The organism is Kitasatospora sp. NPDC051853 (genome assembly GCF_044452665.1).
Taxonomy (GTDB): Bacteria; Actinomycetota; Actinomycetes; order Streptomycetales; family Streptomycetaceae; genus Kitasatospora.
The window spans coordinates 334,660-351,037 of record NZ_JBITBY010000003.1 but is presented as its reverse complement, the minus strand read 5'-3'; the positions used below and the strand labels follow the sequence as shown (position 1 = coordinate 351,037).

The following is a 16,378-nucleotide window of genomic DNA, read 5'->3' as shown; positions in this document are numbered from 1 at the left end:
ACATAACGGACAAAAGGCACTTTTACCAGGTCGCCCCAGGAAAACCGGCAAAGCTTGCCCGCTTGTGAACGTGAACACGTTCACAAGGTGAGTATCCCCGATGCTTACAGGGGTTCGAACACCGGGGGTACGTGGTCGGTGTCACACCGACTGACGCTCGGTCAGACCGCGGGCAGGAGCAGCCGGAAGACGGCGCCCTCACCGGGCTCCGAGCTGACGGTCAGCTCGCCGCGGTGGGCCTGGGTGAGCGCGAAGGCGATGGCCAGGCCCAGCCCGGCTCCCCCGCCCTCCTGCCTGGTCCGGGAGGCGTCCACCCGGTAGAAGCGGTCGAAGATCCGCTCGGCCTGGTCGGTGGTCAGGCCCGGTCCGGCGTCGGCCACTTCGAGCACGCAGCCGTCCTCCGTCCGGCCCACCCCGATCCGCACCGGAGTGCCCGAGGGGGTGTGCTTGGCCGCGTTGCCGACCAGGTTGGTGATCACCTGGCGCAGCCTGGCCTCGTCCCCGAGCACCGGGGCGGGCCGCGGCACGGTGCCGCCGCCCGGGCCGGTCAGGGTGACCGGACGGCCCGGGTCGAGCGCGGTCAGGTCGTGCAGGGCGTCCGCCGCCAGGGTGCGCAGGTCCATCGGCGCCAGGTCGAGCGGACGCTCCTCGTCCAGCCGGGCCAGCGTCAGCAGGTCCTCGACCAGGGTGCCGAGCCGGACCGCCTCGGACTCGATCCGGTCCATCGCCCGGTCCACGTCCTGCAGCGCGCCCATCCGGTGCAGCTCGGCGAAGCCGCGGATGCCGGCCAGCGGGGTGCGCAGCTCGTGCGAGGCGTCCGCCACGAAGCGGCGCATCCGCGCCTCGGAGCGGGCCCGGGCCGCGGAGGCCGCCTCCAGCTGGGCGAGCATGCTGTTGAGCGCGGCGGTCAGCCGGGCCGCCTCGGTCCGGCCGGGCGGCTGGGCCATCCGGTGCGAGAGCCCGCCCTCGGCGATCAGTTCGGCGTCCTGCTCGATCCGGCTGAGCGGCTTCAGCCCGGCCCGGACCGCGAACGCGCCGATCCCGGCGATCAGCACCAGCACCACCGCGCCGATCGCCAGGAAGGCCGCCTCCAGGCGGTCCACGGTGTCCTCCACGTCGTCCAGCGACATGGCGACCATCACGTAGCGCGGTGCCTCGGAGCCGGCGGACGAGCCGGTGGACGAGCTGCCGGACGCGGAGGAGGCGAGCGCTGCCTTGCTGAGCGGCAGCACCAGCACCCGCCAACTGCCGTGCCCGCGCTGGGCGGGCGCGTCGAAGGCCTGCCCCACCGTCCCGAGCCCCGTCACCCTGGGCCCCGGGACGTCCTCGCCCATCGGCATCTTGTTCTCGGGCTGCACCCGCCCGTCCGCCTCCAGGTAGCGGAGCGCGTACTGGCTGGGCAGTGCCAGGGCGACCCGGCGCTCGCCCAGGGGGCGGCCGCCGTCCAGCACCTTGTCCGGCGGCCGCCGGGAGACCTGGTCGCCGAACCGCTTCAGCTGCTGGTCGGCCCGGCCGACCAGGTTGCCCCGGACGGTGCCGAGCACGACGACGTCGCTGACGGCCAGTCCGGTGGCGGCCAGCAGCAGGACGAGCACCAGCAGACGGGTGCGGAGCGAGACCTTGGAGAACACGGCGGTGCGGCTACTGCGGCGGCCTGCGCAGGGCGTACCCGATGCCGCGCACGGTGTGGATCAGCTTGGGGCCGTGCACCGCCGGGCCGGCGTCGAGCTTGCGGCGCAGGTAGGAGATGTACGACTCGACGATGGAGAGGTCGCCGCCGAAGTCGTAGGCCCAGACGTGGTCCAGGATCTGCGCCTTGGAGACCACCCGGCCCACGTTGGCCATCAGGTAGTGCAGCAGCTTGAACTCGGTGGGGGAGAGGCCGACGGCCTCCCCGCCCCGGGTCACCTCGTGCGCGGTCGGATCGAGCGTCAGGTCGGCGACGGTCAGCCGCCCGTCCTCGGTCGGGCCGCCGGCCCGGCGCAGGATCGCCCGGATCCGGGCGATCAGCTCCTCCAGGCTGAACGGCTTGGTGACGTAGTCGTCCGCCCCCGCCGCCAGGCCGTGCACCTTGTCGGTGGTGCCGTCCTTGGCGGTCAGCAGCAGCACCGGCACGTGGTCGGCCGGCTGCGGCCACTGCGTCTGCTCGCGCAGCCGCTCCACCACCGTGAAGCCGTCCAGGTCCGGCAGCATCACGTCGAGCACCACCAGGTCGGGGCGCTCGGCCGCGATCGAGGCCAGCGCCTCCTCACCGGTGGCCGCCGACTCCACCCGGAACCCGGAGAACCGGAGCGAGGCGGAGAGCAGCTCGCGGATGTTCGGCTCGTCGTCCACCACCAGCAGGTACGCCTCACCGCCGGTCGTGCCGGCCGGCTGGCCCGTGGCCCTGGTCGCTGTCCCGTGCACCGTAGATCCGCCTCCCGGTCTGCCTGTCCCCCGGTTGTCCTCCGAAGGACGATAGCCCGGCGAGGCTACGCGCGTTTCATGAAGGCCCAATGAGGGCCGTTTCCAGTACCTCCCGGAGGCCGCTCCGGCGGCGGCCGGGCGGGAAGGGCCGCACCCCCGGCAGCCCGGCCAGCACCCCGGCGAGCTCCGGTCCGCCGAGCGCCGCGAGCCGGCCCGCGGCCCCGAGCGCGGTGAACAGCTCCTCCAGCACCGCGGGGTGCCAGCGCTCCTCCACCCGCGGCACGCCGAACCACCAGGCCAGCCGCTCGCCGCCGGCCGTCCCGATCCGGAGCACCGAGTCCCTGCGCAGCAGCGACCCGGCCGGGGCGGAGCCCAGCGAGCCGGCCACCGAGAGGGCGCCCTCCAGCGCCCTGCTCCACGGGCTCGCCGCCAGCTCGACCTCCAGGGTGCGGACCCCGGCCCAGGGGATCAGCCCCGACGCCTGCCGTCCGACCCCCTCCGGGGTGAAGTACGGCGTGTACCCGGCCGGCTCGCGGCCGCCGAGCACCGCCCGGTCCCCGTCCCGCCGCAGCGGTCCGTACCGATCCATCGTCACCTCCACGGTGCGAGAGGCCGGATGGCCGGGCCCGTGACGGGCCCGGCCATCCGGTCAGTGCCTCCGCCTAGCGGTGGAAGCGGCTGCGGGCCCGGTCGATGGGCCTGCGCCACCAACCGTAGTGGACGTACTCGTACTTGCTGATGTACTGGCCGCCGCCCTTGATCGCCCAGCCGGAGTAGGTGTGGAACCGGTACCGGCCGCTCTTCTTGGGGTAGGCGGCGCGGCTGCGCTTGATGTGCGAGGCGATGCCGCCGCGCCAGGAGCGGGTGGCCCGGTTGTACCGCCCGGCCAGCCCGGTGACGGCCCGGAAGCGGCCGAAGCCACCGGTGGCCACGCTGATCGCGGTGGACCGCAGCTGCCGCCCGGCCGCCGAGTAGTGGCCGCCCGAGGCGTACACCCCGGCCGCCGCCACGCCCAGCACGGCCGAGGCCGCCCGGCACGGGACGCAGACCAGACCGGCCACCCCGGCGATCGCCGAGGCGCGGCCGAGGGTCTTGCCGACCACCTTGGAGATGCTCTTCCAGCTCCACCGGCCGTCCAGGTCGAAGCAGGTGAGCGGGTCGCCGCTGCAGTAGTCGTAGGCGTTGGCGTTCCCGCCCGGCACCGGGTCGGTGGAGAGGAAGCGCCCGGTGGCCGGGTTGTAGAGCCGCACGCCCATCAGGGTGAGCCCGGTCAGGGTCTCGCTGGAGCGCTGCTTGCCGCCGATCCAGCCGTACCGGCTCGCGGCCTGGCCGGCCCGCGGGTTGCCGTACTCGTCGTAGTCGAGCACCGTCGGCGCCGAGCCGTCCAGCGGCAGCTGGAGGGCGATGTCGCCGTGCAGGTCGGCGAGTTGGAGCACGGTGCCACCGGTCTTGGTGGTGGTGGCGCCGAGGTTGCCGTCCGGACCGTCCACGTTGCGGGTCAGGTTGCCCGCCGCGTCCTCGGTGATCCAGCGCGGGTTGTCGCCGTCACCGTCGAAGTGGTTGGTCTTGGTCCCGGTGACGCTCCAGGTGCCGGCGTTGTTGGCCTCGGTGGTCCAGCCGCGCAGCCGCTGGGCCGAGTCGAGGGTCCAGGTCTGCCGGTTGGTGCCCGCGACCTGCTGCTGCACCAGATCGCTGGTGTAGTACGAGAAGGAGCTCCCCGGCATGGCGGAGGTCCGGCCGAAGGCGTCGTAGGCGTACCCGGCGTCGGTGAGCCGGTCCGCGCTGTCGTAGCCGCTGGTGACGGTGGTCGCACCGGTGCCGGAGCACTCCTGGCCGCGCGCGGCGGCCGCGGTGGACTTGGTCAGCCGGTTGCTGTTCCGGTCGTAGCCGTAGCCGCGGGTGGTGCAGATCGCGTCCGCCGAGGTGTCCTGCACCTTGGTCAGGCGCCCCGCCTTGTCGTAGGAGAAGGTCTGCGAGGCGGTCACCCCGGGCGTCCCGGTGCGGCCGAGCCACTGGCCGTGCACGCTCTCCGAGACGGCGTCGGCGACCAGCACGGTGCCGTCGGAGTCCCGGGTGTAGTTCCGGGAGACGACCGTGCCGGCCGGGTCCTGGAGCTCCGTCAGGGTGTAGCCGCCGGGCAGGCCCTGGGTGGCCAGGTCGCCGTCGGTGTCGTACCGGGCGGTGAAGGTCCCGGCCACCGAGTCGGTGACGGAGGTGACCGCGCCGCGCGGTTCGATCGCGGTGTCGTAGGTGTAGGTGGTGGTGGACGGCACGCTGTCGGTGACCTTGGTGGGCCGGTTCAGCGCGTCGTACTCGGTGGTGGTGGTCCCGCCGTCCGCGTCGGTGTAGGAGATCACCCGGCCGAGCGCGTCGTAGGCCTTGGTGATCGTGCCGCCGGTGGACGAGGTCTGCTTGGTCAGCGCACCGGTCACCGGGTCGTACGTCACGGTGGTGTTGGGCACCGCGGCGCCCAGGCCGCCGCTGACCGTGGTGGTGACCGGACGGCCCGCCGGGTCGGAGGTGATCACCGTGGTGGTGGTGACCCCGTTGGCGGTCTCGTCGGTCCGGGCCACCTGGCCGAACTGGCCGTACTCGGTGGTCTTGGCGGGCAGTTGGACCGGGTTGGTGCCACCGCCGGTGACGTCCCCGCCGGGGGCGGTGCGGCAGACCAGGTCGGCCCACTCCGGGCGGCCGTTGCAGGCACCGGTGCCGGTGGCCGACCAGTAGGTGGTCCGGGTGGTGCCGGCGTCCGAGCCGTTGGAGGCCGGCAGCGCGGTGGAGGTGATCCGGCCCTGGGTGTCGTAGCCGGTGGTGGTGGTCAGGTTGAGCCCGCCGGCGTCCTCCACCTTCTGGGTGACCTCGCCGATCGCCCAGTCGTAGACGCTCTTGTCGGTCCTGGTCTCCACGAACAGGTCCGGCCAGGAGCGGAGCTGACCACCCGTCACGGTGGTGGTGGCCTGGTCCTTGACCTTCGCGGTGCCGTCGGTCGGACGGCCCTCGTCGTAGCTCTTCACCGTCCGGGTCCGGGCCATCGCCTGGGTGCCGGCCTTGGCGAGCACGGTCTGGCCGGAGAGCACGTCGCCCTCCAGCGTCACCCGGTGCAGCGGGCCGAGCGCCTCGGTCTCCCGCTGGCCGTCCGCGCTGTAGGTGCTGCTGCTGGAGAGCAGCCGGGCCCGGTCGGCCGAGGCCAGGGTGTCGATGCCCAGGTCGGCCAGCTGGGCCTGGAGCGCGGGGGTGCCGCCGAGCGCGAGCTCGCGGTTGCCGGCGGCCAGGGTGCGCAGCTGGTTGCCCCAGCGGTCGTACTCGGTGGTGGTGATCCGGTGGCCCGGCAGGGCCTGGTTCACCCGCTGCCCGGGGGCGTTGAGGTAGTGCACGGTGGCCCGGCCGTAGTCGCCCGCGGTCAGGTCCGCGCCGTTGTTGGAGGCGGGTGCCCGGTCGGCCGGGAAGACGGCGGTGGCGTCGGTGGGCAGGTCGGTCTGGCCCCAGCGGCCGGCGGTGGCGGCGGAGAGGTCCTCCGGCGCCTTGGCGCCCGACAGCGGGACGCCGTAGACCACGTTGACGTTGGCGGTGCCGTTGACGGTGCTCGCGGTGCCCGGGGTCAGGGTGTTGGTCCACACCTTGGTGAGCATGCCGTCGCCGGCCGCCGGGCTGCTCGGCACGTTGCCGTAGGCCATGTGGTAACCCCCGCTGACGCCAGGGGGGTTGACCGCGTAGAGCCGGCCGTCGGTGCTGCCGCCCACGTAGTAGGCGTAGCTGGTCTCGGCGGTGCGGCCGAGCCGCGGGTCCCAGACCTGGCGGAGCCGGCCGTCGATGTCGTACTGGTAGCCCGCCACGTCGGTGGCGGTGGCGGCGGCCGCGCCCGGGGCGGTGGCCCAGAGCTTGATGCCGCTCACCTGGCCGGCGAAGTCGCCGGTCTGGCCGTAGGCGGTGCCGGTCGCGGTGGTCGCGGTGGCGTAGCCGAACTGGAGGACGCGGCAGCCCTTGGTGGTGACGTCCGCCGCGCAGGCCGCGGCGGAGACCGCGGAGCTGGGGGCGATGACCAGCTTCGGGCGGGCCAGGGTCTTGCCGTTCGCGACGACCTTCTCGGAGACCACCGTGGTGGTGGTGTTGCCGAGTCCGTCGAGCAGGCTGGAGCTGACCGTCCAGGTGGCGGCGGCCGGGTCCACCTTGGTGAAGGTGGTGACGGTGCCGTCGGTGTCGGAGAGCGTGAAGTCACCGGCGGCGAACGAGCCGCGCAGCGTCAGGTCCTCCTCGCCGGGCTGCGGCACCCAGCCGTTGTCGGCCGCGTTGGCGGTGAAGGAGGTGGTGCCGCCGTCGGCGTTCACCACGTCCAGCGAGGTGCTGGAGGTCTTCCGGATCTCGGTGTAGTCCGAGGAGGAGATGTCCGAGGATATGCCGGAGATCCAGTGCGGGCCGAAGATCGGCGCCTGGCCCTCGCGGGCCGCCGCCGCGTTCGGCTCGCGGGAGGAGTGGGTGCGGCCGACGCTCATGCCGAACACCGAGACGTCGGTGGTGGAGACGGTGAGGTCACCGGTGAGCAGGTTGACGCTGCCGGGGCCGATGTCCTCACTGGCGGCGCCGTCGGCCTTGCGGTCCACGATCAGCTTGACCGGCTCGGTGGAGACGGTGCCGCCCGGGCCGGTGAAGTCGGCGCGGAGCTGCACGGTGCCGTCCGGGTTGACCGTGCCGGCCGCGTTCCAGCTCAGCGCCGGGGTCTTGCCCGCGGTCAGCGCGACCGGCCAGGAGGCCAGCGCGGCACCGGAGTTGGTGACGTCCGCGGGCGGGACCGGAGCCCAGGCGTCGGCGTCGGAGCGCCGCCAGGAGAAGCTCGCCCTGTCGTACTTGGAGCCGTCCGCCTCGGCGGCCAGCGGGACGCGGGCGGCGGTCCGCGAACCGTCGTTCGGGGAGGTCACGCCGCCCGCGCCGACCTGGAAGGCGTAGGAGAGCGCCTCGGAGCGGTTCTCGGCCCGGTCGGTGGTCCGCACCCGCAGGGTGTTGCCACCGGCCTTGTCCGGGGTGACCGTCAGGTTGACCGGCGTGGTGGTGCCGTTGGTGGCGACCTTGGTCCAGGTGGCGCCGTCCAGCGACCACTCCAGCCCGTTCTGGTCACCGGCGGGCGGGGTGACGGTGAAGACGCCGGACTGCCCGGCGCCCTTGACCCACTGGCCCGACGGGTAGTCGGCGGAGGTGACCGCGGCCGGGGCCGAGGGCGCCGAGGCGTCGACGGTGAAGGTCGCCCACGGCGACCAGCCCAGGTTGTAGTGGGTGCCGTCGTAGGGCGAGGTGCGGAACTTGTACGTCTTGCCGTTGGTCAGCACCCCGGCCGGCACGGTCACCGACGCGGGCTGCCCGCTCGGGACCCACGGCGAGACCAGCACGTTGCCGACCTGGGTGTCGGTGGCGGCGTCGAAGATCTGGAAGCTGCCGTTGACCTTGTCGTTGTTCGGGTCCGCGAAGGTGTCCCGCAGGGTCGGCGTGGCCGAGTTGACCCACCAGGTGCCCGCGGCGTCCTTGAAGAACGGCGAACCGGCCTGCTGGTCGGTGCCGGTGCGCGGCCGGTAGTTGTAATTGACCGTCAGCTTCGGCACGTTGGAGCCGGCGTTGGCCGAGTTGAAGCGCTTCCAGCCGCTCACGCCCGCCTCGGAGGCGGCCCGCAGGCCCAGGTCGGAGAGGCCGTTCTTCGCCGAGGCCCAGATCTGCACCAGGTTGGTGACGTCCGCGTTGACCCAGCCGTCCGGGGCCGAGGTGCAGGACGGGTTGCCCTTGGTCTCGTTCGAGGTGGCGTACTTGGTGTTCCAGGTGGGCTGGGCGGTCCAGCGGCTGGCGGTGCTCGCCCGGCCGGTGGCCCACACCTCCCAGTCGTACGGCTTGCAGTCCACGTTGTTGCCGGAGTGGAAGTTCCACAGGCTCAGCGTCGCGGAGGACACCAGCGCGTCGGCGATCGGCGCGGTGTTCCAGGTCATGAACGAACGGGCCGTGCGGAAGCTGCCGTCCGCGTTCTTGGTACCGGGGTTGCCCAGGTCCAGCTCCACGTCGGTGGACCAGTCCACCGTCTCGCCCTGCTGCACGTAGGTGTCGAAGACGTTGCCCAGCGCCGCGGTGGCCGGGTCGACCGTCACCGGGAACCGGGTCGCCGGATCCGCCAGGAACGCGGCGTCCGGGGTGTACACCAACTCCAGGTCACCGCCGCGCTGTTCGACCCTGACCTGGACCTTGGCCTTGCGGACCTTGTCCCCGGCCGACGGATCCACGGTGGAGTCCCACATCACCGGGGCCGGCATCACCGCCCGCTGCTCGCCGCTGTTCGCGTCGCTGAACACCACGCTGCCGTCCGGCTGCGCCTGGGCCCGCAGACCCTTGGCCTTGAGCGGCATGGTGTAGGAGAAGCCGTCGGCGGCGGGCCGCTGCTTGAGCGTGACGAACTGCTCGAAGCCGGTCCGGGTGGCCTCCACCACCAGGTCCGCGGCGCCGTCGGCGACCGCGTTGCGGTAGGTGGCGACCGTGCCGTTGAGCTCGGGCTTCGGCAGACCGCCGCGCCACTGGAGCTCCACCTGCTGGTCACCGGAGCCGAGCGTCACCAGCGGACGGCCCTGGCCCTGGCCGGCCTTCGCCTCGCGCAGCGAGCCGACCGGCGTGCCGCCCGCGCCGCCCAGCTTCAGGCCGTGCGGGTGCGCCTTGGGCGCCACCGAACCGTCCTGGGCCTGCTGGAGGGTCAGGTCGACGTCGGCCCACTGGCCGTCGCGCTGGAACCGGATCGGCGCCGCCGCCAGCTCGGTGGTGAGCGACCCGTCCTTGTTCACCCAGGTGGTGGAGGTCTCGGTGCGCTCCCCCAGCACCTCGACCCGCTGCCCCGAGAGCCGCGCCAGCACCCGCGCGGACGCCAGGTCCTGGGCCGAGGTCGCGTACTGCTGCTGCCCCTTGGCGGCGGCGGCCGCCGCCCCGGCCGGAGCGGCGAACACCGTCTCCGACCCCGCCAGAACCGACACCGCGACCGCGAGCGCCAGGGCGGCGCTCATCGGCCGCAGCCCCGGGAGTGCGCCGGTCAGGCGCCTCCCGGGCTCGGTCGTCCCGTTCTCCATCGTGCTCTCCTCGACTCGCACCTCTGACGCGAGGTGACTGGATCGGGGACACTATGTGATGGACATATGGGGAACTGATGACAAATCAGTCAATCGGGGCAGACCTGACAGTTCATCAGACAGTTTTTATGCGATCGTTAGTGATCATCCGGCACTCTGCCGGGGCGCGCCGCCCCCCGGGAAGCCGCCCGCACCCTCCGTGAGCTGGGTGGCCGCGTAGCCGCCCGAGCCGTCCGGGGTGCCGACCACGGTCACCGACTGGCCGGGGGTCAGGTCGGCCGCCTTGCCCTGCTTGGAGAGCTGCACCTTGGTGGCGTCGGTGGTGGTGACCTTGACGGTGTTCCCGTTGGCGTCGGTGAGGTAGACAGTGCTGCCGTCCACCTGCTTGACCGTGCCCCGGGTGAAGCCGCCCTGGCCGCCCTGGCCGTTGGGGAGGCCCTGACCGTTCTGGCCGTTCTGGCCGCCGGCCCGGCGGTTGGTGCCGCCGTACCCGCCCGGGAACTGGCCCTGGTTCGCACCGGCCCGCGGGCCCTGGGCGTTGGTGGCGCCGCCGCCCTCGCCCTTCTGGTACTGGACCCCGCCGACGAAGCCCAGGGTGGCCACCACCGCGCCGGCCAGCACCAGGGTCGGCCAGGGCAGCTTGCGCCGGGGCGGGGCGGCCAGCTCGGCCGCGATGTCCCGGGCGTCGGGCGGGGAGGCCAGCGGGTCGGTCTCGTGCGCCGGGCCGTTCTGTGGAGTGCTCATCGGATTCCTATTCGTGTCGGAGGGCTTCGATCGGGCGCAGCCCGGCGGCCCGGTTGGCGGGGTAGCTGCCGAAGAACAGCCCGATCGCGACGGCGATGCCGAAGGCGCCCAGCACCGACTCGGGGATCACCACGGGCGTGATCCCGACGATGGTGAAGCGGGCCCCGACCAGCCCGGCGGCCACGCCGAGACCGGCGCCCAGCACCGAGAGCAGGGTGGACTCGGTGAGGAACTGCCCGAGGATGGCCGCCCGGGGCGCGCCCAGCGCCTTGCGGATGCCGATCTCCCTGGTCCGCTCGGTGACGGTCACCAGCATGATGTTGGTGATCCCGATGCCCCCGACCAGCAGGGAGATCGCGGCCACCGCGCCGAGCAGCACGGTGAAGGTCTTGGTGGTGGACTCCCGGGCGGTCAGCAGCGAGGCCTGGTTGGAGATCCGGAAGTCGGCCTTCGAGGGGTCGGCGATGGCGTGCGAGGCCAGCAGCACCCGGCTCACCTCGGCCTGCGCCTCGGTGGTGCTCTCGGCCGAACTCGCCTGCACCAGGATCTGGTTGACGGACCCGAAGCCGGTGAAGGCGTTCTGCACGGTGGGCAGCGGGGCGATCACCACGTCGTCCGGGTCGTTGAATCCGCTGGCGCCCTTGGTCTTCAGCACGCCGGTCACCGTGAACGGGGTGCCGCCGATCACGATCCGCTTGCCGACCGGGTCCTCCTGCGCGAACAGCTGACCGGCCGTGGTGGAGCCGATCACGGCCACCTTGCGGGAGTTGAGCACGTCGTCGTTGGAGAAGTAGTCGCCCTTCTCCACCTTCTGGTTGGCGGTCTCGAAGTACGCCGGGTAGGTCCCCACCACCGAACCGGGGGTGTGCGAGACGTCCCCGTAGGTGGCGGCGGCCGAGGTGGTCACCACCGGGGCGACCGACTTCACCGAGACCGCCCCGGCCTGCGCGATCGCCTTGGCGTCGTTCACCGTGAGCGGCTTGGCCGCCGTGGTGGAGCCGCGCAGGTTGGAGGCGCTGACGGTCAGTGAGTTGGTGCCGAGCGCGGTGATCGAGTTCTTCACCGCGACCGAGGAGCCGTTGCCCACCGCGAGCAGCAGGATCACCGCCGCGACGCCGATCAGCACGCCGAGCATGGTGAGCGCCGAGCGCACCTTGTTGGCCGCCAGCCCGCCGAACGCGAACCGCACCATCTGCCAGACGATCACACCGTCACCTCCTCGTGCTGCCGGACGTCCGAGACGACCGCCCCGTCCACCAGCCGGATCACCCGGCCGGCCCGGGCCGCCACCTCGTCCTCGTGGGTGATCAGCACCACCGTGCGGCCCGACCTGTTCAGGCCCTCGATGATGCCGAGCACCTCCTCGGTGGAGCGGCTGTCCAGGTTCCCGGTCGGCTCGTCGGCCAGCAGCATGGCCGGCGCCGTCACCAACGCCCGTGCCACCGCGACGCGTTGCTGCTGGCCCCCGGAGAGCTCGTTGGGCTTGTGCCCGGCCCGGTCGGCCAGGCCGACCCGCTCCAGCGCGGCCAGTGCGCGGCTGCGGCGCTCCGCCTTGCGCACCCCCGCGTAGGCCAGCGGCAGTTCGACCTGGGCCAGCGCGGTGGTGCGCGGCACCAGGTTGAAGGACTGGAAGACGAAGCCGATCCGGCGGTTGCGCACCAGCGACAGCTGACCCTCGTCCAGGTGGCCGACGTCGGTGCCGTCCAGCAGGTACCGGCCGGAGGTCGGCACGTCCAGGCAGCCCAGGATGTTCATCAGGGTCGACTTCCCCGAACCCGAACTGCCCATCACCGCGACGAAGTCGCCCTCCGCGATGTCCAGGCTCACCCCGAGCGGCTGCCCGTCGGGGCCGTCCGGGCCGCGCAGCGCGTACACCGTGGCATCGCCGCTGCCGTACCGCTTCACCACGTTCCTGAGCCGGATCACCGGACGGGCCGGCACACTCCGGCCTGCCACGATCAACGCCCGCCGCCCGTACCGCCGTTGCGGGTGCCGCCACCGCCCGCGCCGCCGAAGCCACCGGCCCCGCCGGTGCCACCGCCCAGGCCCGGGAACTGCCCGCTCGGGAAGCCGTTGCCACCGCTCACCGTGGTGCTCACCAGCTGCACCCTCTCGCCCTCGGCCAGACCCTCCGTCACCTGCACCGTGGAGTCGCCCTCCACGCCCACGGTGACCTGGACCCGCTCGGTCGAGCCGTCGTCCTTCACCACCGTCGCGGTCCGGGTCGAGCCGGTGCCGGAGAGCGCGGCGGTCGGCACCGCGAGGGCGTTCTGCGCCTCGCCGGTGACCACCGAGATGGTGGCGCTCAGGCCGGTGCGCAGCCTGCTGGTGTCACCGGTGATCTCCAGGACCGCCGCGTACTGCACCGCGCTGCCGCCCTGGCCGCTTCCGCTGCTGCTGTTCGGCAGCGAACTCACGCTCAGCACCTTGGCGTTGAGCTTGGTGTCGGACTGCGCGTTGAGCGTGACGGTGGCGGCCGCGTCCTTCTTCACCTTGAGCGAGTCCAGCTCGGAGAAGTTCGCGGTGACCCGCATCCCGGTCGGGTTGGTCAGCACGACGAACCCGCTGAGCGAGCTGCCGGTGGTGCCGGTGCTCGTCCCGGTGCTCTTGGCCCCGCTGCTGCTGCCGGTGCTGCCACCGGTGCCGGAGACGGTGTCGCCGACCTTGCCGGACACCGAGGCCACCGTGCCGTCGGCCGAGGCGGTCAGCGTGGTACCCGCCAACGCCGCCTTGGCGTTGGTCAGTTGGGTCTGCGCCGTCTGGACCTGCTGCTCGGCCTGGGCCACCTGGGCGTCGTCCACCGTCACGGTGGTCGTGGTGGTGGGCTGGGACTGCTGACCGCGCTCGTCGGTCCTGCCCGGCGTGGTGGTGGTGACCTTCTGGCCGGCCTCCGCCTTGGTGAGGTTGGCGTTGGCGGTGGTCAGCGCCCGCTGCGCCGCGTCCACCTGCTGCTGGGCGTCGGTGGTGGCCACCGTGGCCAGGACGTCGCCCTTCTTCACCACGTCGCCGACGGCCACCTTCACCGCCGTCACCTTCCCGCCGGTGACGAAGTCCTGGCCCGCGTCGCTGGGCGAGGACAGGGTGCCGGATCCGGACACGGTGGCCAGCACCGTCCCCTTGGTGACCGTCGCGGTCCGGGTCTGCGGCTTGCTCGCCGCCACTCCGCTCTCGCTGCCCACGGTGGAGTACGCCACCGCGACACCACCCACCAGGGCCACCACGAGCGCGGAGTTCACAAGGACGGCGGCCCGCCGCCGAGGAAGCACCTTCATGGCACACCACCCTGCCCCCCGGCGCTTGCCAACCCCTGTGGCCCGCCTGGGAACTGGCTGGGAGATTCACCGGGGGGAGCCCCGCGCACGGCCGCACCCGCCTCCCGCCCGCCGGGCGGGATCCACCGGGGCTCCCAGCCGCCTACCAGCCTCCGCCCGGAACCCTTCATGGTGCGCCGGACGTCCGACGGGCCCGCCACCGGCCGGTGACGGGCCCGTCGGACGGAGCGTCAGAGCGACTTGCGGAAGGCCTCGGCGGTGGCCAGGAAGATGTCGTTGCCCTCGGGCTCGCCGATGGTGACGCGGACGCCCTCGCCCGGGAAGGGGCGGACGACGATGCCGGCGGCGGCGCAGGCGGCGGCGAAGTCGAGGGTGCGCTCGCCGAGGCGGATCCAGACGAAGTTGGCCTGGGTCTCGGCCAGCTGCCAGCCCTGGGCGGCCAGGGCGGCGGTGACCCGGTCGCGCTCGCCGACCAGGTGCTCGACCCGGACCAGCAGGGCGTCCTCGGCCCGGAGCGAGGCGACGGCCGCGTCCTGGGCCAGCTGGGAGACGCCGAAGGGGACGGCGGTCTTGCGCAGCGCGGTGGCCACCGGCTCGTGGGCGACGGCGAAGCCGACCCGCAGGCCGGCCAGGCCGTAGGCCTTGGAGAAGGTGCGCAGCACGCAGACGTTGGGGCGGTCGCGGTAGAGGTCGATGCCGTTGGGCACCTCCGCGTCGCGGATGAACTCGATGTAGGCCTCGTCGACCACGACCAGGACGTCGCTCGGGACGGCGTCCAGGAAGCGCTCCAGCTCGGCCCGGTGGATCACGGTGCCGGTGGGGTTGTTGGGGTTGCAGACGAAGACCAGGCGGGTCCGCTCGTTGATCGCGGCCAGCATCGCGTCCAGGTCGTGCTCCTCGCCCGCGGTGAGCGGGACGGGCACGGGGGTGGCCCCGGCGACCTGGGTGATGATCGGGTAGGCCTCGAAGGAGCGCCAGGCGAAGACCACCTCGTCGCCCGGGCCCGCGGTGGAGAGCACCAGGGACTGGGCCACCGAGACCGAGCCGGTGCCGACCGCGACGTGCTCGGCCGGGACGCCGAAGCGGGCGGCGAGCTCCTCGACCAGCTCGGTGGCGGCCATGTCCGGGTAGCGGTGGAAGGAGGCGGCGGCGGAGACCGCCGCGTCCAGCACGCCGGGGAGCGGCTCGAACGGGTTCTCGTTGGAGGACAGCTTGTACGAGTCGGCGCCGGCCGGCTTGCCGGGCTTGTAGGTGGGGATGCCGTCCAGCGTCGGCCTCAGGCGGGGGCCCTGTGCTGCCGTACCGGTCACGGTGCGCTCCTTGTCGAAATCGTGGTGCCGTGCGCGGCCGGGATCGCCGTACGCGCGCCCGGCCCCGTGGTGCGTACCCGTCCCACCCGGTCGGGTGCCCCGAACGATGGCGGGCACGCTCACCCGTGCGGGTGAGTTGCTCGTTCGGGGTACGGGTACCGATCAGCCATTCTGCCGGGTTCCCATGGCACATGTCAGAGGTAAGACGGCTGGATTGCGACCGGTATCGAAGGGATGCGCGGCCGAAGGTTCATGGAGAAACGGTTCTTCTGACTCTCTGTCGGTACCGGTCACACAGCGCGGTCATGCGCCATACGATCGGTCCGCCATGACAGCAGCAGCCAACCAGAGCGGTCGGCGACCCACCACCTCGCGGCGACTGGAACGGGCCGGCATCCGGGATGTGGCAGCAGCCGCCGGAGTGTCGATCACCACGGTCTCGGACGCCCTCAACGGTAAGGGCCGCCTTCCCGACGAGACCAGAAGCCGAGTGCGCGAGGTGGCCGAGCGCCTCGGCTACCGCCCATCGGCCGCCGCCCGCACCCTGCGCACCGGACGCTCCGGCCTGATCGGACTGACCGTCACCACCTACGGCGAAGAGCCGTTCACCTTCACCGAGTTCGCCTACTTCGCCGAGATGGCGCGGGCCGCCACCAGTGCCGCGCTCAGCCGCGGCTACGCGCTGGTCGTGCTGCCCGCCTCCTCCCGGCACGACGTCTGGGGGAACATCGCGCTGGACGGCACCGTGGTGATCGACCCGCCCGACCAGGACCCGTTGGTGAGCGAGCTCTACCGCTCGGGCGTCCCGGTGGTGAGCGACGGCAAACCGGGCAACTGCCCGGTCACCGCCTGGGTCGACAACGACCACGAGGCCGCCGTGCTCGGCATCCTGGACCACCTGAGCGAGGCCGGCGCCCGCCGGATCGGGCTGCTCACCGGGACCTCCACCGACACCTACACCCGGCTCTCCACCGACGCCTACCTCGGCTGGTGCGAGCGGGTCGGCCAGGAGCCGGTCTACGAGACCTACCCGGCCCACGACCCGGCCGCCGGGGCGCTGGCCGCCGACCGGCTGCTGGCCCGGCCGGACCGGCCGGACGCGGTCTACGGCCTCTTCGACCCCAACGGCACCGACCTGCTGGCCGCCGCGCGGCGGTACGGGCTCCGGGTGCCGGAGGACCTGCTGCTGGTCTGCTGCAGCGAGAGCGACGTCTACGCCGGCACCGAGCCGCCGATCACCACGCTCTCCCTGAAACCCCGTCGGATCGGCACCACCGTGGTCAACCTGCTGATCGACGCCATCGAGGGAGTCGACTCGTCCGGGGTCGCCTCCTCCGATCCGGTCAAGGGCACCCGGCTCTTCCCGCCCCGCTACCGGACCGCCTCGGCCGGGCCGCCGCCCGGCACCCTGATGCCGACCGAACTCATCGTCCGGGCCTCCTCCCAACGCCGGAGCCCACGCACCACGGTGAGCCCGCCCCGGCCACCGGGGGAGACGTAGGACCGGCCGACGGACGATTGGTGGGCACCAGGTGGGGACCAGGGGAGAGCGGTCTTCCTATGATGG

General features: G+C 72.8%; 10 protein-coding genes. 1 reads left to right on the top strand and 9 read right to left on the bottom strand.

Annotated features, from left to right (window positions below; genetic code table 11):
• Positions 1 to 161: 161 nt before the first annotated feature.
• From ACIA8O_RS10555 to hisC, 9 genes are all read right to left on the bottom strand, one after another.
• Entirely contained in the window at positions 162 to 1,631 is a 1,470-nt protein-coding gene (locus ACIA8O_RS10555) for an ATP-binding protein (RefSeq protein WP_396293260.1), read from the bottom strand.
• A 10-nt stretch (positions 1,632 to 1,641) separates the two neighbouring features.
• The gene (locus ACIA8O_RS10550) at positions 1,642 to 2,406 is read right to left on the bottom strand and encodes a response regulator transcription factor (protein WP_396293259.1); all 765 of its coding nucleotides are present in this window, start codon (positions 2,404 to 2,406) and stop codon (positions 1,642 to 1,644) included.
• A gap of 76 nt (positions 2,407 to 2,482) precedes the next feature.
• A complete protein-coding gene (locus ACIA8O_RS10545; RefSeq protein WP_396293258.1) occupies positions 2,483 to 2,995 on the bottom strand; it encodes a hypothetical protein in 513 nt (170 codons plus the stop codon).
• A gap of 73 nt (positions 2,996 to 3,068) precedes the next feature.
• Positions 3,069 to 9,422, bottom strand: a complete 6,354-nt coding sequence (locus tag ACIA8O_RS10540) for an RHS repeat-associated core domain-containing protein (RefSeq protein ID WP_396293596.1) — start codon at positions 9,420 to 9,422, stop codon at positions 3,069 to 3,071.
• A gap of 207 nt (positions 9,423 to 9,629) precedes the next feature.
• A complete protein-coding gene (locus ACIA8O_RS10535) occupies positions 9,630 to 10,229 on the bottom strand; it encodes a hypothetical protein (RefSeq protein WP_396293256.1) in 600 nt (199 codons plus the stop codon).
• Between the two features lie 7 nt (positions 10,230 to 10,236).
• Complete coding sequence (locus tag ACIA8O_RS10530) at positions 10,237 to 11,436, bottom strand: ABC transporter permease (protein WP_396293255.1); 1,200 nt, start codon at positions 11,434 to 11,436, stop codon at positions 10,237 to 10,239.
• Positions 11,433 to 12,185, bottom strand: coding sequence for an ABC transporter ATP-binding protein (locus ACIA8O_RS10525; protein WP_396293253.1), 753 nt, complete (start codon positions 12,183 to 12,185; stop codon positions 11,433 to 11,435). The genes ACIA8O_RS10530 and ACIA8O_RS10525 overlap by 4 nt, the downstream gene beginning before the upstream one ends.
• 2 nt (positions 12,186 to 12,187) lie before the next feature.
• Positions 12,188 to 13,501: an efflux RND transporter periplasmic adaptor subunit gene (locus tag ACIA8O_RS10520; protein ID WP_396293252.1), complete on the bottom strand. Its 1,314-nt coding sequence runs from the start codon at positions 13,499 to 13,501 to the stop codon at positions 12,188 to 12,190.
• Positions 13,502 to 13,731: 230 nt separating this feature from the next.
• Positions 13,732 to 14,811: a histidinol-phosphate transaminase gene (gene hisC, locus ACIA8O_RS10515; protein WP_396293251.1), complete on the bottom strand. Its 1,080-nt coding sequence runs from the start codon at positions 14,809 to 14,811 to the stop codon at positions 13,732 to 13,734.
• Between the two features lie 328 nt (positions 14,812 to 15,139).
• Here hisC and ACIA8O_RS10510 point away from each other — a divergent pair, with 328 nt between their 5' ends.
• Positions 15,140 to 16,312, top strand: coding sequence for a LacI family DNA-binding transcriptional regulator (locus ACIA8O_RS10510; RefSeq protein WP_396293250.1), 1,173 nt, complete (start codon positions 15,140 to 15,142; stop codon positions 16,310 to 16,312).
• Positions 16,313 to 16,378 lie beyond the last annotated feature (66 nt).